Consider the following 18,035-nt stretch of genomic DNA (forward strand, 5'->3'; position numbering starts at 1 on the left):
AGCCTGCGCCGCACGTTGCGGCCCTGATCGACACGAGCACGCAGCAGCAGCTCTGGCTGGACGCCCAAGAGACGGTCGCCCATCTGCAGCAGGCGCCTGTGGGGCAAGACCGTTCGGGCCGCTTCCTGCACTTCTTCCGGCTGGCGCTGCAACAGACCGAACGTAGCCTGCTCGCCGAAGAGGCCATCCTGCACAGCCTGCAACAGCGTCCACAGTCACTGCTGGAATGGGAACGACTGAGCTGCCTGAAGGACCGCCCCTTCCATCCCCTGGCCCGCGCCAAGGAATGGGATGGCGAGCCCGAACCGCAGCGCTACCTGCCCTGCGCATTGCAGCCGCTGCCGCTGTGCTGGATCGCAGTACCGCGAGCGCGCGTACGCTGCGGCCGGGCCGATGCTGATGCAGGACAAGCGCTGGCCGCAGCCTTGCTGAGCCACACCCAGCAGCAGCAACTGCATCACGCCGCGCAAGCCCTGCAATTGTCGAGCCACGATTGGCTATGGATGCCGGTCCATCCTTGGCAATGGCACTGGCTGCAAACCCGCCGTGCCGAACGCTACGGCGACTGCATCCTGCTGGGCCAGTTCGGCAGCGGCGCACCTACGGCCTCGCTACGCTCGCTGGCCAGCGAGCATGACGCGCAAACGCTGCACCTGAAACTGGCGCTGTCGGTCAACACCTTGGGTGCGATCCGCAGCCTGCCGCCGCGCTACCTGCACAACGCCGTGACCGCCGCCCACTGCCTGCAACAATTGCGCCAGGACGATCCCTGGCTGCAACGCCACTTGCTGTTGTGCGACGAATCGGCGTGGTGGGCCGTGAGCCCCGAAGCCCAGGTACACGAGGCCAATCTCATCAATGATCCTGGCGAGCTGGCTTGCCTGCTGCGACGCTATCCGGCACTGCCGGACTGCACCTTGATCCCGATGGCGGCCCTGCCAGTGCAACTGCACGATGGCCGCTTGCCAGCCGTAGAGCAATTGGCCGGTAGTAATGCCGACGCCACTGCGGCTTGGCACCTGTTCGCCGAGATTACCCGATTGCTGGTGGGAGTCGGGTTGCGCTGCCTGGCCCAGGGGGTGATACCAGAAATGCACGGCCAGAACCTGGTGCTGGTCTGCCGCGGCCAGCAACTGCAAGCGCTGCTGCTGCGCGATCACGACACCCTGCGCGTATGCGCCTCCCATGCTCACCGCATGGGCCGCACCGTGCCGGCCTATCGCATCGACCGCAGCACGCCCAATACCCTGGAACTGGAGAGCCTGGAGCAACTGCTGGCCTACTTCCAGACCCTGGCACTGGAGGTCAACCTGTACGCCCTGCTGGCGGCCCTGGCCCAGCGTTACGCAACGGCGGAAGCGCATGGCTGGGACATCGTGCGCGAGGTCATCGCCGCTACCCTGGCCGAAGAGTTCATACCCGCCACCGTGCGCGCGCTACTGCAACAGCGGCTGCTGGAGGAGGCGCACTGGCCCTTCAAGCAGGTGCTGGCCCCTCTGCTGGAGCGCCAGCAATGGGGTACAGGGATGCCCAGCCGAATGGGCCACATCGCCAACCCACTGCGCGCGGGAGCCTGCTGAATGGCCGGCCTGCGTGCGCGCTGCGGCCAGCACAATCTGGCCCTGTTGCTGGTGTGCCAGATCGTTACCACGCTGGGCATGATGACCGTGGTGCCGGTCCTGCCGCAGTACGTGGCCGCGCTGTCCACACCGCTGGCCGCAGGAGCGGCGAGCTCGGCCAGCGACGCCGCTGCGCTGATGCGCTGGAGCAACCTGGCCCTGGCCGCCCCCGGCCTGGGCACGCTGTGCTGCGCGCCCCTGGCCGGGCGTGCCTGTGCGCGGCTGGGTTACCGGCGGGTGCTGCTGCTATCGCTGCTGTGCTTCGTGACCAGTATGCTGGCCATGGCCTTGAGCCAGGGGCTGGCACTGTTTATCGCGGGACGGCTATTGCAGGGCGCCAGCACCATCGGCCTGGTGCTGACCATCTTCATCGGCCGCATCAGTAGCGATCACAGCCGGGGCCGCAACTTCGGCCTGCAGGAAAGTGCCGTGGCCGCCGGCTCGCTGCTGGGCCCCTTGCTGGGTGGCGTGTTGCTGGACTACTGGTCGCTGCGCCCGATGCTGCTGGCCAGTGCCGTGGTCACCGGCGTGAGCGGCGCCCTGTTGTGGCAGCGCCTTCAGGAACCGGCGCAGACCGACGCCGCGACAACGGCCAGCGGGACGCGCTATGCACTGCGCCACCTGCTGCGCCAGCCGCTGCTGCGCAACTGGATGCTGGCGGCCTGTCTCACCCAGGCCGCCGGCTTTGCCATGCTGACCGTGTTCGCGCAATTCATCCCGCTGCGTTTTTCTACGCTGCAGACACCTGGCAGCGTGATCGGCACCCTGCACGCTCTCGGCTGGCTGGCCACCATGCTGGCCAGTCCGCTGTGGGGCCGTGCCAACGATGGCGGCGACGATGGCCATATCCGCCGCCGCTTCCTGCTGGCCACAGCCGGCTGTGCCCTTTCCAGTGCCCTGCTCATGACGGCCAGCCAGCTGTGGATGGTGGCCGTGCTGCGCCTGGCGCAAGGAGCGTGCTACGCGGCCCTGGCGCAATCGACGCTGCTGGCCTGCCTGCGCCAGTTGCCGGCCAGTGCGGCCAGCGACTTCACGGGCCTGGCCCGTAGCGTCATGGTCCTGGGTCAGTTGCTGGGCCCCTTGCTGGTGATCGCCTGCGCCGGCTGGCTCACGGCGTTGCAACTGCCCTGGCTGGTGAGCCTGTTGTTTGTGACGGCTGGCGTGCTGGTCTGGTCACAAGGCAGACATCGTCTCGTGCGTGATGCCGCTCATCCCTCCCAACCGCTATGAGGAGTTCTTCCATGACTGATTCCATGCTCCACGTCAGCGGCATCGAACGCCGCCTGGCCGAGCAATACCTCAACACCTATTGCCGCGAAACCGGCCAACCCGATCCGCGCCTGGCCACAAGCACCTCGCCCGAGCCCACGCTGGCCGAGCATTGCCGCCACTGGCGCGAAACTGCGCTGCAACCCTTCGTGCTCGACTTTACCCATGCAGGCGTGCGCCTGGCCGGCGCCTTCAGCTACTTTTCGCCGATCGGCTATCACCGTCTGGGCAGTGCGCTATGGCTGGGCCAACAAGGAGTGTGGCGTCGCCTGGACGATGTGGCCACCCTCTCCGACCTGATCGCCGGGGCGCTGGAGGCCGCCGCTTCTGGAGATGGTGCGCCCAACCTGGCCCAAGGCCGCTTGCGCCTGCAAGCACTGATGCGCAACAGCATCGCCAAGGTGCGACGCTTCCACCAGGACACGCCAGCCGTGCCACGTCCAGCCTATGCACAGTCCGAACAGGGGCTGCGCTTCGGCCATATCTTCCACGTCACTTCCAAGGCCTCGGACGGCTTTACCGAGAGCGACCTGCAAGCCTATGCGCCCGAACTGGGGGCCTCCTTCCAGTTGCATTACTTCGCCGTGCGCAGCGAGCTGCTGCAACGTCGCAGCCTGGAGGGCAAGGCGCCTCCCATCGATCCGGCCGCCCTGCACTATGCCGAGCCCCTGCTGCGCGAAGGCGACTATCGCCTGCTGCCCTGCCATCCGTGGCAGGCACGCTACCTGCTGGCACAACCGGAAGTAAGCCACCTGCTGCGCGAAGGCGCGCTCATTTCGCTGGGGGCGCTGGGCGAGCGCGCCTGGCCCACCTCCTCGGTGCGCACCGTGTGGCTGCCGCAACAGGCCCTGTTCATCAAGCTGGCGCTGAACATTCGCATCACCAACTTCGTGCGCAACAATCCCGACGAACACGTGCGCCGCGCCCTGGATGCCAGTCTGGCCCTGAGCTGCTTGCCAGCGCAGCGCGTCCGCCAGCCACACTTTTGCATCTTGCTGGAAACCGCCAGCGAAACCCTGCGCCTGCCGGATCCAGAATTGCGCGCCGGCTTTGCCATCCTCTATCGCCAAGCCATGAACGCAGAGCAAGCCGCGCAGGTGCATCTGGTTGCCACCCTGGTGGAAGAAGCCGCCGATGGCAGCGTACCGTTGCAAACCCTGCTGCTGCAGGCGGCCGGCAGCGTCCCGCCTGACCAGGCGATGGTGCAGCGCTGGTGGCAGCGTTACCTGGAAGTGACCTTGCTGCCGATGCTGGAACTGTTCGCCGATTATGGCGTGAGCCTGGAAGCGCATCTGCAGAACTCGCTGGTGGGCTTCGCGCAGGGCTGGCCGGTGTGCGGCTATGCACGCGACATGGAGGGCACATCCATCAGCCGCCAGCGCTTCCCCCTGCTCGAACGGCTCGACGCCGACAGCCCCGCGCTCTACAGCGAGGCGCAAGCCTGGCATCGCTTCCAGTATTACGTGCTGGTCAACCACATCGGCCACGTCGCCGCCTCGCTGGCGCGGCTGGGCTGGTGCGATGAACACAGCCTGTGGGAGCAGGCGCGACGCAGCCTGCTCGGCTGCGCTGCCAGCGCCCTGCCGCTGGTGGATGAACTGCTGCAGCAGGCCAGCCTGCCGGCCAAGGCCAACCTCTTGAGCAGCTTCCACCAGCAGGGCGAGACACCGTCCTGGATCACCATTGCCAATCCCCTGAGGAAGTAAGTCATGTCCCCTTTCCGCTACTGCGACCTGATCGCCTCTCCCGCCTATGCCCGCGCCAGCGAGCGCGTAGTCCGTCAACTGGTGGAAGCCCTGCTGTTCGAACAGGCCTTCACCGGTGCCCGCTGGCAGGACGGCACCCTGCAACTGGCCGGGCAGGACCGCCACGGCCAGGCCGTGCGCTATCACGCGCCGGCGCTGACCACCTTCAGCTTCGGCCGCATCCGTCTGACCGCACCCGTGCAGCGCACCGATGCCAGCGGACTCACCACAGCGGCCCGCGACCCGGCGCAATTGCTGGCCGAACTGGCCGGGCAACTGCCTGCCGATGCGTTGCGCCTGCAACAGTTCGCCGCCGAACTGCTGGCCACCCAGATCAAGGATGCCCAGACCCTGCACGCGCGCCAGGGCGAGGTATTGCGCGAGCAATCCTACGACTGGATCGAAGCGCGTCTGACCGGTAGCCATCCCTACCACCCCAGCTACAAGTCGCGCCTGGGATTTACCCTGGCCGACAATGCCGCCTATGCCCCCGAGACCGCCGCGGCGGTCCATCCCATCCTGCTGGCGGTACAGCGCACGGCGGCCCGCGCGGCCTTGGCACAGGATATGCACGCCATGTCGCCACGGCACGATGGCCCACTGCTAGCCCCGCAGGACCAGCAGGCGTGGTATGCCGAACTGGAGAAACGTGGCCTGGCGCCGCAGGATTACCTACCCTTGCCGGTCCATCCCTGGCAGTGGGAAGAAATCATCGCGCCGACCTGTCACACCGCCCTGGCCACGGGCGAGCTGCAATGGCTGGGACCGATGCGTCAGGGCTTCCTGCCGCAGCAATCGATCCGCACCCTGGCCAGCCTCGACGATCCGGCGCGCGCCTGTCTGAAGTTGTCGATGAACCTGGTCAACACCTCCACCTCGCGCGTGCTAGCGCCCCATACGGTCATGAATGCGGCCCCCATCAGCGACTGGCTGCAAGCGCTGGTGCAGGCCAGTGCATGGCCGGCACCGATGCGCGCACCGGTGCTGCTGCGCGAATTCGCCGGCATCAGCTATACCAGCGCCACGCCGGTGGCAGGCCAGTACGGCGCACTGGCCTGCATCTGGCGCGAAAGCATCCATCCTCACCTGGCGCCAAACGAGCAGGCCGTTCCCATGACTGCGCTGCTGCACATCGATGGCGATGGCCGTCCCTTCATCGATCCCTGGATCGCGCGACACGGCCTGCAAGCCTGGTTGCAGGCATTGCTGGAACGCGCCTGGCTGCCGGTGCTGCACCTGCTTTGGAGCCAGGGCGTGGCGCTGGAATCGCACGCCCAGAACATGCTCCTACTGCATGAGCAGGGCTGGCCGCAGCGGGTCGCGCTCAAGGATTTCCATGATGGCGTGCGCTTCAGCACGGCGCTGCTGCAGGGACCGCCGCCGGCCCTGACGGCACCGCCCGCCGAGCATGTGCGCATCAATCCCAACTCTTTCCTGCACACCGACGATGCCGCGGAATTGCGCGATTTCTGTTTCGACGCCCTGTTCTTCGTCAACCTGGCCGAGCTGGCCTGGCTGGTGGATCGCTACTATGCGCTGCCGCAAGCGCAGTTCTGGCAGATCACCGCGCGCGTGCTGCTGGACTACCAGCAACAGCACCCGGAACTGGCAGCGCGCTTTGCCTTGTTCGATTGCTTCGCCCCCGAGGTCGATATCGAAATGCTGGCCAGCCGTCGTTTCCAGCCCGAGATCCGCCTGCGTACCCGGGCTGTGGCCAATCCGCTGGCCCAGGCCAGGCAAGCACTGGAGCCGACCTGATGAGCGCGCTCAAGCAACGCCTGGCCGCACAAGCGCCACAATTCGGCCTGTTCTGCTCCACCCCGGCGGCGCTGATGGTGGAGTTGATCGGCGCGGCCGGCTATGACTTCGTGGTGATCGACCTGGAACACACTCTGATCGCGCCCGATCAATTGGCGGCCATGCTGACGGCAGCCCGTGCTTGCGCCTTGTCAGCACTGGTGCGCGTGGCGGCGCCCTGGCAAGCCTTGCAGGCGCTGGACCAGGGCGCCGAGGGCATCGTCTTTCCGCGGGTGAGCTCGGCCGCGCAGGCGGCCGAGGCGGTACGGCTATGCCACTACGCACCGCTAGGGCAACGTGGCCTCAACAGCACCTGGCATAGCGCCCATGGCCGTGACGACCTGGCCCTGACCATGCAGGCGATCGCCGCGCAAACGCTGGTGGTGGCCATGATCGAAGAGGCCGAAGGGGTGCGGCAAGCCGAAGCCATCGCCGCGGTACCGGGAGTGGATGTGCTCATGGAAGGCGCCGCCGATCTCTCGCAATCGCTGGGCCTGCCCTGGCAGACCCGGCACGCCCAGGTGCGCCAGGCCGTGCAACAGATCGAAGCGGCGGCGCGTGCCCACGGCAAGACCTTCTGTGCGCTGCCGCGCGCAGCGCAGGACTACGACGCCGCACGCGCACGCCAGTGCCGACTGTTCATCCTGGGCGACGACCGCGGCCTGACACGACGCGCCATGGCCGCGCACCTGCACCAACATCAATCTTTTTCCTGACCAAGAAAGCTGAACCCATGCGCGCCCACCTGATCACCGACTACCTGCGCCAGCAAAGCGCACCGGCCTGCGCCTATCTCTATGACCTGGTCCACCTGCGCCAGCGCAGCCAGCGCCTGCGCGCCGCGCTGCCGCCACAGTGCCGGTTGTTCTATGCCATCAAGGCCAATAGCGATGCGCCTATCCTGCAGACGCTGCAGCACACCCTGGATGGATTCGAAGTCGCGTCGCAAGGAGAGATCGAAAAAGTACGCGCCCTCAGCGAGGACACGCCGATCATCTTTGGCGGCCCCGGCAAGACCGATGCCGAACTGGAAGCGGCCTTGCGGCTGGGGGTCATGCTGATCCACGTGGAAAGCGAGCATCAATTGCGCCGGCTCGACTGGATCGCCGGCAAATTGCAGCAGCGGGCGCGCATCCTGTTGCGCCTGAACCCCGACCCGCTGCCGGGCCACACCCAGGCCACGCTGCGCATGGGTGGCCAAGCCACGCAGTTCGGCATCGACCAGGCCCGGATGCCGGCCATGATCGCGCTGGCCCGCGGCCTGCCGCACATCCAACTGGAGGGCTTGCATATCCATGCCCTGTCCAACAATCTCAAGGTGGACGACCATCTGCAACTGGTGCGGCACTATGTGGAACTGGCGCAAGCCTGGGAGGCGCAATTCGATATCCGCTTCACCTGGCTCAATGCCGGCGGCGGCATCGGCGTGAACTATGGTCCCGAGCATGACCAGGCCCAGGCGCAGTTTGCCTGGGAGCCGTTCTGCACTGGCTTGCAGCAATTGCTGGCGCAAACCCGGCCAGGCTTTGAGTTGATCTTCGAATGCGGGCGCTACATCACTGCCGACTGCGGCTGTTACGTCAGCGAAGTGCTCGACGTCAAGACCACGCATGGCAAGCACTTCGCCATCCTGCGCGGCGGATCGCATCATTTCCGGCTGCCGTCGTCATGGCAGCACGACCATCCATTCCAGGTCCATGCGCGGGACGACTGGCCCTACCCCTTCGCGCGGCCCGGCCTGCGCGACGCCAAGGTCAGCATCTGCGGCGAGCTCTGCACGCCCAAGGACGTACTGGCGCGGGATGTGCCGCTAGCCGAGATCCGCGCCGGCGATTGCCTGGTCTTCGCGCTGGCCGGAGCATATGGCTGGCATATCTCGCACCATGATTTCCTCAGCCACCCACATCCCGAGCGGCGCTACTTTTCCGACTGAGGCAAACCGTCTCAATACTTCATATTTGCCGAGACATAGACCGCCCGACCATCCCCGGGAGCATGACGGGTCTGGTCATTGATCCACACATATTCATAGTAGCGATTAGCCAGGTTCTTGAGCTGCAACTCCAGGCTCAAGCTGGGCGTGACCTGGTAGGTGGCGCTCGCATTGAACAGCGTATAGCCGCCGAACTTGCCGCCAGTGTTGGCAGTGGTGAGGTAGTAACTGCCCTGGCCATTGACCGAAGCCGATAACTTCAGAGCGGCGCTGGCCTGGTAATCAACCCCACCGGAATAGACGGCACGCGGCACGTGGTCGATTTCCTTGCCCACGGTATTGGGGGCGCTGGGGTCGGGCGTGACGATCTCGGACTTCTGGCGTGAATAGGCCAGCCATACGGTAGTGCGCTTGCCGGCGCGCAGGTTCAGTTGCAGATCGACGCCACTGCGCTTGGTGCGGCCGACGTTTTCGGAGTCGCCGGTGGGGTCGTTGAGACGTCGCTTGACTTCATCGGAGGCGCGTTGCTCCCAGAGCGCCACGCGCCCATCCAGCCAGTCGGCGGGCGTGAACTTGAGACCGGTTTCCCAGCCATCATTGATGGAAGGACGCAGGTCATTGTTGTTGGACTTGTAGGCGGCCGCGCCCGCGCCGACCTGGAAGGTGCGGCCCCAGTTGGCATACAGGCTGGCTTGCTGGAAGGGGGAATACACCACGCTCAGCTTGGGTTGCTGGATGATGCCGTAGTCCTGGATGCCATAGCTCACCCCGCGCGAAGGATCGTTGAAGCGCCCCCCCACATGATCGACCCGATAGCCAGGAATGATGCGCAGGGAGGAGACCGGCTTGATCACCGCCTGCACATACGCGCCCACGGTATCGAAGACGAAATGGTGATCACGCGTCTGCACCACGCGGACCTTGTTGATGGTGCTGTAGCGTGGGCTCTGGTCTTCCTGGCGTTCCAGGTTGAAGCCGCCTTCCAGCGCCAGGTCGTTCAGGCCCGCCAGTGCCTTCCACTGGGGACGATAGGTGGCCGTGCTCAACAGACCATAGTGGGTTTCATCGATGATGCGTTCCTGCTGCGAGGTGGTGGAGGAATAGCGCAGCCAGCGCTGGTCACGCACGCGGTTCAGGTAGAGCTTGGTGGCCAACGACAATTGCGCATCGACCTCGGCATCGAAATGCAGGCTGACCTGGTCCATCTGGCGGTTGCCGCCATCGGACTGGGCATAGGCATAGGACGCAATGGGATCGCGGCGCGCATCCTGGGCGGTCAGGTAACCCGGTTCCTGGGCATAGCCGTTGGCGTGGCGGATGCTCAGACCGGTGCGGTAACGCCCGTCGTCGCTGGTGTAGAACCACTTGCCGGAAAAGGCGATGTTCTCGCCTTGCGCGTGCTGGCGATAGCCATCGGACTTTTCGTAACCGAGGAAATAGTTCTGCGACCAGTTGCCGTTCTCCACGCCCTTGACCACCTGCACCTGGCGCGTGTTGAAGCTGCCATAGGTCAGCCTGGCCTCATCGTAGTTGCCGCCCTCGCGGGTGAGGATGTTGATGTTGCCGGCGATGTTGTGCAGGCCGTAGCGCGCATCATTGGTGCCGCGCACGACTTCGATGCGTTCTATGTCCAGCGGGAACAGCGTCCCCAGGAAGGGCATTCCTCCGGCATTGTCATTGCTGGGGATGCCATCGATGAGCAGCTTGACCGCATTGACCTCGCCTTCGCCATTGAAGCCACGGAAGGATAACTTGCCCGACTCGTTGCCCTGGCGGAACTGGGTCAGCATCACGCCCGGCGATTGCGCAAACAGTTCCCAGTTGTATTGCACCTGTTGTTGCTGGATGTGATCGGCACCGATCAGGTCCACCGAGGTCAGCACATTGTTGAGTTGCAGCGGGCCGCTGCGGCGCGCATTGACTTCCACCGTGCCCAGCGAGAGCGAGGAATCCTCAGCCGCGCTGGCCGACTGGGCCAGCGCCCAGGGTGCTGCACCCAATGCCAGCAAGCCGGACAGGGCGGTAAGTTTAAAGATGGGACGAACGCGATGCAGATGCCTGGGCCTGCGGCTGGAAAGTTTGCTCATTGGTCTTGTAGTCGTAGAGGACACACGGCCTCGCCCAGCAGCATAGGCTGCTGTCCCCTGGAAACCGCATGGAAAAATCAGGAGCGGCAAGGATAAGCTGGGGTAACGACTTGGAGAATGTGGCAATTTGTCGCAGGCCTGGAGCAACGCTGCCAATAAAAAAACCGGATCGGTGCATATCGCACCGATCCGGTTCTTCTGTTTTCGCGTGCCGCTTTTAGGCCGCCAGGCTGGCGTTGTCGATGACGAAGCGATACTTGATGTCACCCTTGAGCATACGCTCGTAGGCGGTGTTGATCTCCTCGGCACGGATCAGTTCGATGTCGGCGACGATGCCGTGCTTGGCGCAGAAGTCCAGCATCTCTTGCGTCTCGGGGATGCCGCCGATCAGGGAGCCGGCCAGCGAGCGCCGCTTCAGGATGAGGTTGAAGACATTCGGCGACGGGTGCGGCGTGGCCGGCGCACCGACCAGGGTCATGGTGCCTTCTCGCTTCAACAGCGAAAGAAAAGCGTCGAGGTCGTGCGGGGCGGCGACCGTGTCGAGGATGAAGTCTAAGCTCTTGGCGTGCGCCGCCATCTCCTCGGCATTGCGCGAGACCACCACTTCATCGGCGCCCAGCGCCTTGGCAGCGGCGCGCTTGGAGTCCGAGGTGGTGAAGGCCACCACGTGCGCGCCCATGGCGTGGGCGATCTTGATACCCATATGGCCGAGGCCGCCGATGCCGACCACGCCGACCTTCTTGCCGGGACCGGCGCCCCAGTGGCGCAGCGGCGAATAGGTGGTGATGCCGGCGCACAGCAGCGGCGCGACGGCGGCCAGGTCGGTTTCCGGGTGGCGGATGGTCAGCACGTAGCGCTCATGCACCACGATCTGCTGCGAGTAGCCACCCATGGTCCAGCCGGGAGCATCATCGGTCTTGCCGTTGTAGGTGCCGACCATGTTGTCGCAATAGTTTTCCAGACCTTCTTCACAGTCGGGGCAGCTCTGGCAGCTATCGACGATACAGCCCACGCCGACCAGGTCACCGACCTTGAACTTGCTGACGTGCGCGCCCACGGCGGCTACGCGGCCGACGATCTCGTGCCCGGGCACGCAGGGATATTGGGTCCCGGCCCATTCGGAACGGACCTGGTGCAGGTCGGAGTGGCAGATGCCGCAGTAGGCGATGTCGATCTGGACGTCGTGTGCACCGGTAGCGCGGCGAGTAATGTGCAGGTGTTCGAGCGGCTTGTCGGCCGCATGGGCGCCATATGCGTGTACTTGCATGGGATCTCCTTGAGTAGGCTGGCGTTGCAATGCACAGGCCGGGGGATGGTAGGCCTGTTATGAAAATAGGACATTGTGGCGTGAAGCAACAGGGGAAGACAGACCTATTCCACTACGATTCTTGCCTAAAATTCCGGGGAGAAATGCTGCCTTTCCGTAACGAGCCCGGGCTTCATTGGGCTACCGGAGTGGGCGATTGGTTCCGCCATCGACGCAGTGGCAGAGCGACGGCTGGACAATGCAAGACAACGCAGAGCTCTTACCTCAGATATCAGAGCTCTGTGCATGAGCCGCATTCGGAGCAGGCTAAGGAGGGCGCAAGGAGAGACAAGGAGAGGTCAGCAGCGCTAGGCATCTAGCGCTGCTCTATTCAATTTTTTCAGGCTTTAGGTCTGTCAGTCGCGCACACCCAAGCGATACGCCGTGGTCTGCCGATATACCTGCCCGGGTCGCAGGATCACCGCCTCGCGCAAGGGGCTGTTGACCTGGTCTGGATAGGACTGTGCCTCCAGGCAGAAGCCATCATAGATGGCATAAGGCTGCTCGCCCCGCCCCTGCACGCCGGAGAGGAAATTGCCACTGTAGAACTGCAAGCCGATCTCGGTAGTCGAGACCCGCAGCTCGCGCCCGGAGGCCGGTTCGTAGACACTGGCCACCTCACGCAAGCTCTGCGCCACGCGGCTCTGGCCGGGAGCCGGCTCATGCTCGCTGCGCAGGCAATAGCAGTGGTCGAAACCACCGGCCAGCTTCAGTTGCGGGTCTGGCCAATCCAGGCGCGGGCCGATAGGGGCCGGCTGGCGGAAGTCGAAGGCGCTGCCGGCGACCTCGGCTCGGTCTTGTGGAATCAGCTTGGCATCGACCTGCAGATAGGCATCGGCATCGATGGCGATGATGTGGTCGCGAATGTCACCGGCGCCACCGTTGAGATTGAAGTAGGCGTGCGAGGTCAGGTTGATCGGGGTGGCGGCGTCGCTGGTGGCGGTGTAGTCGATGCGCAACTGACCGTCATCATCCAGGCGATACAGCACCGAGGCCATTACCGTGCCGGGAAACCCGGCTTGCCCGGCTGGCGAGACCAGCATCAGGCGCAAGCCTTCCGGGTCCGGCTGGACCTGCCAGCGCTGGGTATGGAAGCCCGCGCTGCCACCGTGCAGGTGGTTCTGGCCTTCGTTGCAGTCGAGCTGGTGCGCCACGCCATCGAGCTCGAAGCGCCCTGCCGCGATGCGATTGCCCCAGCGGCCAACGATGGCGCCGAAGTAGGCCGGATTGTGCTGGTACTGCTCGACGCGGTCGAAGCCCAGCAGGATATCGGCCTGGCGACCATAACGATCGGGCGCCCACCAATTGACCAGGGTGGCGCCCAGATCGCTGATGGTCACGCGCATTCCGGTGTGGTTGCGCAGGGTGTAGAGACGGATGCCGTCGGCGGCAGTGGTGTGGGAGAGGGTGAAGTGCGTCATTTTGTCGTGGTGAGGAGGGATGGCCCTGCGGTTTTCTTTTTGGGCCGCGGCGCGGGGGCGGGCGAACGCTCCAGTCCGGCGGCGAATTGTTCCTGGTACTCTCTGGGAGTGCAGCCCAGTTCGCGTTTGAAGACAGCGTGCAGGTATTGCACGGTGGTAAAGCCGCAGCTCACCGCAATCTCGGCCGCATGGCTGCCGGCCTGTTCCAACATGCGTTTGGCGGCATCGAGCTTGAAACGCAGGATTTCGTCATGGACACTGCGGCCCAGCTCGCGCCGGAAATACCACTCCAGCGAGGAGCGCGAGATGCCCACGTAGTCGGCCACCTGATCGGTCTTGATGCCTTGGCAGGCATATTGGCGAATGAAGTGCAGTGCCTGCATCACGTGCGGGTGGTTGCGCACCTCGTGGCGGCTGGAGGCCAGCACATTGATGCCCACCGGCGGCACCATGATGCGGGTATCGGGAAAGCGCGCCCCATGCAGCATCTGGTGCAACAGGTGGGCGGCGGTGCGGCCCATCTCGACGCTGCCCTGGATCACCGAACTCAATGGGATGCGCGTTAACACCCGCGCCAGCGGATCATTGTCGATGCCGATCAAGGCCACCTGCTCCGGCACCGCAATACCGGCAAACAGACAGGCCTGCAGCAACTGGCGCGCCCGCGCGTCAGTCACGGCGATGATGCCCACCGGCTTGGGCAGGCTGCGCACCCAGGCAATCTGCTGCTCCACGGCGGTATCCCAGGACTGCGCACTGGTGCCCACGCCGCGATAGATGTGGCCGGTGATACCGTCAGCCCCGGTCAGGTCGGTGAAGATGCGCTCGCGTTCCTGGGCCCAGCGGTTGCATGGCGATTCCGGCAAGCTGAACAAGGCGAAATGCTGCAGACCGGCCTCAATCAGGTGGTCGTAGGCCAGCTTGACCATCTTGTAGTTGTCGGTGGCCACATAGGGCCGGTTGGCCGGATATTGCGAGGGGTCGGCGTAGGAGCCCCCGATGGCCACCACCGGCAGTTGCACGCCTTCCAGCGCCGCCGTGGTGACCGGATCGTCGAAGTCGGCAATGATGCCGTGCCCGGCCCAGCGCTCGATGCCTTGCGGACGGCAGCGGAAGTCCTCCTCCAGGTACAGGTCCCAGGAGGCGCGGGTACTGCTGAGGTATTCGCCGATGCCGGCAATGATTTCGCGGTCGAAGATCTTGTTGCCGTTGAAGAGCAACGCAATCCGGTGCACCGTGGGTGCTTTTGCCACGCTGTGTCTCCTGTCTGGCGGCGTCGATGCTCACTTTGCTGGCGCGCCGTTTTTTATCTGGTGAACGATTGTAGCGAGCCATGCCCGCCCTGACCGATATGTGCTGTTGCAATAAAAAGAATCACTAAGCCATTTGGTCAATTTCGTAATTGTAGATTGGATTGACGCGGGGCTAGTATCCCCCTCGCACCATCATGCGGCGTGGACATATCCTGACAAGCTCGGCCCCACGCGCCCCCCGGCAGCGAATGCCCCAAAACGGGCCACCCTTTCCACCGGACCATGCCGCTTCAAAAATCATAATCAATTCAAATTTCATTCGGAGACTGGACTATGAAGGCAATCCTGAAGAAGACCGTGCTGGCGCTCATGACCGTGACCACCCTGTCCATGGTGGCTGGCAGCGCCATGGCCGACGCCAAGAACCCCAAGATCGGTTTTTCCATCGATGACCTGCGCGTGGAGCGCTGGGCGCGCGACCGCGATTTCTTCACCGCCGCTGCCGAAAAGCTGGGCGCCAAGGTCTACGTGCAATCGGCCGATGCCAGCGAGCAACGCCAGATCTCGCAGATCGAAAACCTGATCTCGCGCGGCGTGGACGTGATCGTGATCGTCCCCTTCAATGCCACGGTCCTGACCAACACCATCAAGGAAGCCAAGAAGGCCGGCATCAAGGTGCTGTCCTATGACCGCCTGATTCTGAACGCCGACGTGGACGCCTACATCTCCTTCGACAACGAGAAGGTCGGTGAAATGCAGGCCGAGGGCATCCTCAAGGTCAAGAACAAGGGCAACTTCTTCCTCTTGGGCGGCTCGCCCACCGACAACAACGCCAAGATGTTCCGCGAAGGCCAGATGAAGGCCTTGAAGCCCTACATCGACAAGGGCGACATCAAGATCGTCGGCCAGCAATGGGTCAAGGAATGGAACCCGACCGAAGCGCTGTCCATCGTCGAGAATGCGTTGACGGCCAACAACAACAAGATCGACGCCATCGTCGCCTCCAACGATGGCACCGCCGGTGGCGCCATCCAGGCCCTGGCCGCACAGAAGCTGGCCGGCAAGGTGCCGGTCTCGGGTCAGGATGCCGACCTGGCCGCGGTCAAGCGTGTGGTGGCCGGTACCCAGACCATGACCGTCTACAAGCCCTTGAAGCAGATCGCCACCGAAGCCGCCAAGCTGTCCGTGCAACTGGCCCGCAATGAGAAGCCGACCTACAACGCCCAGTATGACAACGGCTTCAAGAAGGTCGACAGCCTGCTGTTGAAACCCATCCTGCTGACCAAGGACAACGTCAAGGTGCTGGTCGATGATGGCTTCTACACCCAGGCCCAGATCGACGGTCGCTGATCCCTGCATCAAGCGTGCCGGCCCCGCCTGCGGTGGCCGGCCGCGTCGTCTGCGCCCGTGGCCATGGCTATGCGGCGGGCACAGGCTCCAGAGGCTTCTTGGAAAGAACAGGCATGTCCGAGTATCTGTTAGAAATGAAAGGCATCGTCAAGAGCTTTGGCGGTGTGCGTGCCCTGGACGGCATCGACATCAAGATCCGGCCCGGCGAATGCGTGGGCCTGTGCGGTGAAAATGGCGCGGGCAAGTCGACGCTGATGAAGATCCTCTCCGGCGTCTATCCGCATGGCACCTGGGAAGGCGAGATCCTGTGGGACGGCAAGCCGCTGCAAGCGCATTCGGTGCGCGATACCGAAGCGGCCGGCATCGTCATCATCCACCAGGAACTGATGCTGGTACCCGAGCTGTCGGTGGCCGAAAACATCTTCATGGGCCACGAGATCACCCTGCCGGGCGGTCGCATGAATTACCCCGCCATGTATCGCCGCGCCGAAGAACTGATGCGCGAACTGAACATGCCCGACATCAACGTCGCCCTGCCGGTCTCGCAATACGGCGGCGGCCACCAGCAACTGGTGGAAATCGCCAAGGCCTTGAACAAGGATGCGCGCCTGTTGATCCTGGACGAACCGTCGTCATCGCTGACCGCTTCCGAAATCGCAGTGCTGCTCAAGATCATCAAGGACTTGAAGGCGCGTGGCGTGGCCTGCGTCTACATCTCCCACAAACTCGACGAAGTGGCCGAGATCTGCGACACCATCTCGGTGATCCGCGATGGCAAGCACATCGCCACCACCCCAATGCAAGAGATGGATGTGGACAAGATCATCACCCAGATGGTCGGCCGCGAAATCACCGCCATGTACCCGGAACGCAACCACGCCATCGGCGAGGTGGTGCTGGAGGCGCGCCACATCACCTGCTACGACATCGACAATGCTCGCCGCAAGCGGGTCGATGACGTTTCCTTCAGCGTGCGCCGCGGCGAGATCCTGGGCATTGCCGGGCTGGTCGGTGCCGGCCGCACCGAACTGGTGTCGGCCATCTTCGGCGCCTATCGCGGTCGCTATGAAGGTCAAGTCCTGCTGCAAGGCCAGCCAGCCGATACCAGCTCCCCCCTGAAGTCGATCCGCCAAGGCCTGTGCATGGTGCCGGAAGACCGCAAGCACCACGGCATCGTGCCCGACCTCGATGTCGGCCAGAACATCACCCTGACGGTGTTGAACCGCTTCTCGCGCGGCAGCCGCATCGACAGCAGCGCCGAACTCAAGACCATCCAGGGCGAAATCAACCGTCTGCGCGTCAAGACCGCCAGCCCCTTCCTGCCCATCACGGGCCTGTCGGGCGGCAACCAGCAAAAGGCGGTGCTCTCCAAGATGCTGCTGGCCCAGCCCAAGGTACTGATTCTGGACGAACCCACGCGCGGCGTGGACGTGGGCGCCAAGGCCGAAATCTATCGCCTCATCTCGGAGCTGGCCAAGGCGGGCCTGGCCATCATCATGGTCTCTTCCGAACTGGCCGAGGTGCTGGGCGTGTCGGACCGCGTGCTGGTGATCGGCGAAGGCCGCTTGCGCGGCGACTTCGTCAACGACAATCTGAGCCAGGAAACCGTGCTGGCCGCAGCGATCAACCAACCCGTGCCGCAAGCGAACTCGCGCGCGGCAGCGGGTTGATCAAAAAAAACACAAGGTGAATCCGGTATGACTTCAAGCACTCTGGGCAACATGGGCAATATGGCCAATCTCAAGCAGGTGTTCCGCCGCTACAAGATCATCGCGCTGCTCATCGCCATTGCCATCATCTGGGGCTTCTTCAGCTTCATGACCGATGGCGGTTTCGTGACACCCCGTAACCTCTCCAACCTGCTGCGCCAGATGTCGGTGACCGGCATCCTCGCCTGCGGCATGGTGCTGGTCATCATCGCCGGCGAAATCGACCTCTCGGTGGGCTCGCTGCTGGGCCTGCTGGGGGGCATCGCCGCGCTGCTGGACGTGAGCTACCACCTGCCGCTGGCCTTGAACCTGGTGCTGGCGCTGGGCTTCGGCCTGGGGATGGGGCTCTTGAACGGCTACCTGACCGCCTACCTGGGCATCCCTTCCTTCATCGTCGGCCTGGGCGGAATGCTGGCCTTCCGCGGCATCCTGCTGGGCATTACCGGTGGCCTGACCATCGCCCCGGTCTCGGACAACATGGTCTACCTGGGCCAGGGTTACTTGCCGCCGCAGATCGGTGCCGCGCTGGGCATTGCCCTGTTCGTG

13 protein-coding genes are annotated in these 18,035 nt (G+C 64.1%); 9 read left to right on the top strand and 4 right to left on the bottom strand.

All coding sequences use genetic code 11. The features are described 5' to 3' along the window. The 6 genes from I5W_RS23600 to I5W_RS23625 form a co-directional block, all read left to right on the top strand. Positions 1 to 1,580 (top strand): IucA/IucC family protein (locus tag I5W_RS23600; RefSeq protein WP_044531078.1); only part of this gene is annotated, 1,580 nt, incomplete at its 5' end. Next, positions 1,581 to 2,849: an MFS transporter gene (locus tag I5W_RS23605; RefSeq protein WP_044531079.1), complete on the top strand. Its 1,269-nt coding sequence runs from the start codon at positions 1,581 to 1,583 to the stop codon at positions 2,847 to 2,849. It begins immediately after the preceding gene. Positions 2,850 to 2,860: 11 nt separating this feature from the next. Continuing rightward, the gene (locus I5W_RS23610) at positions 2,861 to 4,594 is read left to right on the top strand and encodes an IucA/IucC family protein (protein ID WP_044531080.1); all 1,734 of its coding nucleotides are present in this window, start codon (positions 2,861 to 2,863) and stop codon (positions 4,592 to 4,594) included. 3 nt (positions 4,595 to 4,597) lie between these two features. After that, positions 4,598 to 6,391 (top strand): IucA/IucC family protein, encoded by a 1,794-nt coding sequence (locus I5W_RS23615; RefSeq protein ID WP_044531081.1) that lies wholly within the window; start codon positions 4,598 to 4,600, stop codon positions 6,389 to 6,391. Further along, on the top strand, positions 6,391 to 7,146 hold the full coding sequence (locus tag I5W_RS23620) for an HpcH/HpaI aldolase family protein (protein ID WP_044531082.1): 756 nt from the start codon (positions 6,391 to 6,393) through the stop codon (positions 7,144 to 7,146). Before I5W_RS23615 ends, I5W_RS23620 begins: the two co-directional genes overlap by 1 nt. A gap of 17 nt (positions 7,147 to 7,163) precedes the next feature. Next, positions 7,164 to 8,363 (top strand): type III PLP-dependent enzyme, encoded by a 1,200-nt coding sequence (locus I5W_RS23625; RefSeq protein ID WP_044531083.1) that lies wholly within the window; start codon positions 7,164 to 7,166, stop codon positions 8,361 to 8,363. 11 nt (positions 8,364 to 8,374) lie between these two features. Here the strand turns inward: I5W_RS23625 and I5W_RS23630 are convergent, their stop codons facing one another. The 4 genes from I5W_RS23630 to I5W_RS23645 form a co-directional block, all read right to left on the bottom strand. After that, positions 8,375 to 10,450, bottom strand: coding sequence for a TonB-dependent receptor (locus I5W_RS23630; protein WP_252717196.1), 2,076 nt, complete (start codon positions 10,448 to 10,450; stop codon positions 8,375 to 8,377). A 217-nt stretch (positions 10,451 to 10,667) separates the two neighbouring features. Continuing rightward, complete coding sequence (locus tag I5W_RS23635; protein ID WP_044531085.1) at positions 10,668 to 11,717, bottom strand: NAD(P)-dependent alcohol dehydrogenase; 1,050 nt, start codon at positions 11,715 to 11,717, stop codon at positions 10,668 to 10,670. Positions 11,718 to 12,112: 395 nt separating this feature from the next. Then, on the bottom strand, positions 12,113 to 13,177 hold the full coding sequence (locus tag I5W_RS23640; protein ID WP_044531086.1) for an aldose epimerase family protein: 1,065 nt from the start codon (positions 13,175 to 13,177) through the stop codon (positions 12,113 to 12,115). Continuing rightward, complete coding sequence (locus tag I5W_RS23645) at positions 13,174 to 14,430, bottom strand: XylR family transcriptional regulator (protein WP_026051863.1); 1,257 nt, start codon at positions 14,428 to 14,430, stop codon at positions 13,174 to 13,176. Before I5W_RS23645 ends, I5W_RS23640 begins: the two co-directional genes overlap by 4 nt. Before the next feature lie 333 nt (positions 14,431 to 14,763). Between I5W_RS23645 and xylF the strand changes: the two genes are divergently transcribed. From xylF to I5W_RS23660, 3 genes are all read left to right on the top strand, one after another. Next, positions 14,764 to 15,780, top strand: a complete 1,017-nt coding sequence (gene xylF / locus I5W_RS23650) for a D-xylose ABC transporter substrate-binding protein (RefSeq protein WP_017449923.1) — start codon at positions 14,764 to 14,766, stop codon at positions 15,778 to 15,780. Positions 15,781 to 15,893: 113 nt separating this feature from the next. After that, positions 15,894 to 17,450, top strand: a complete 1,557-nt coding sequence (gene xylG / locus I5W_RS23655; protein ID WP_044531087.1) for a D-xylose ABC transporter ATP-binding protein — start codon at positions 15,894 to 15,896, stop codon at positions 17,448 to 17,450. 27 nt (positions 17,451 to 17,477) lie between these two features. Then, a partial coding sequence (locus tag I5W_RS23660) for an ABC transporter permease subunit (RefSeq protein WP_441294738.1) occupies positions 17,478 to 18,035 on the top strand: 558 nt, incomplete at its 3' end.

The organism is Herbaspirillum sp. B65 (genome assembly GCF_000333555.1).
In the GTDB taxonomy this organism is placed as follows: Bacteria; Pseudomonadota; Gammaproteobacteria; order Burkholderiales; family Burkholderiaceae_D; genus Herbaspirillum; species Herbaspirillum rubrisubalbicans.

What these genes read in the sequence shown, in the direction of transcription:
- I5W_RS23640 (WP_044531086.1), bottom strand. Translation starts at nt 13,177, where the DNA reads ATGACGCACTTCACCCTCTCCCACACCACTGCCGCCGACGGCATCCGT.
- I5W_RS23635 (WP_044531085.1), bottom strand. Translation starts at nt 11,717, where the DNA reads ATGCAAGTACACGCATATGGCGCCCATGCGGCCGACAAGCCGCTCGAA.
- xylG (WP_044531087.1), top strand. Translation starts at nt 15,894, where the DNA reads ATGTCCGAGTATCTGTTAGAAATGAAAGGCATCGTCAAGAGCTTTGGC.
- I5W_RS23620 (WP_044531082.1), top strand. Translation starts at nt 6,391, where the DNA reads ATGAGCGCGCTCAAGCAACGCCTGGCCGCACAAGCGCCACAATTCGGC.
- I5W_RS23625 (WP_044531083.1), top strand. Translation starts at nt 7,164, where the DNA reads ATGCGCGCCCACCTGATCACCGACTACCTGCGCCAGCAAAGCGCACCG.
- I5W_RS23605 (WP_044531079.1), top strand. Translation starts at nt 1,581, where the DNA reads ATGGCCGGCCTGCGTGCGCGCTGCGGCCAGCACAATCTGGCCCTGTTG.
- I5W_RS23615 (WP_044531081.1), top strand. Translation starts at nt 4,598, where the DNA reads ATGTCCCCTTTCCGCTACTGCGACCTGATCGCCTCTCCCGCCTATGCC.
- I5W_RS23610 (WP_044531080.1), top strand. Translation starts at nt 2,861, where the DNA reads ATGACTGATTCCATGCTCCACGTCAGCGGCATCGAACGCCGCCTGGCC.
- I5W_RS23630 (WP_252717196.1), bottom strand. Translation starts at nt 10,450, where the DNA reads ATGAGCAAACTTTCCAGCCGCAGGCCCAGGCATCTGCATCGCGTTCGT.
- xylF (WP_017449923.1), top strand. Translation starts at nt 14,764, where the DNA reads ATGAAGGCAATCCTGAAGAAGACCGTGCTGGCGCTCATGACCGTGACC.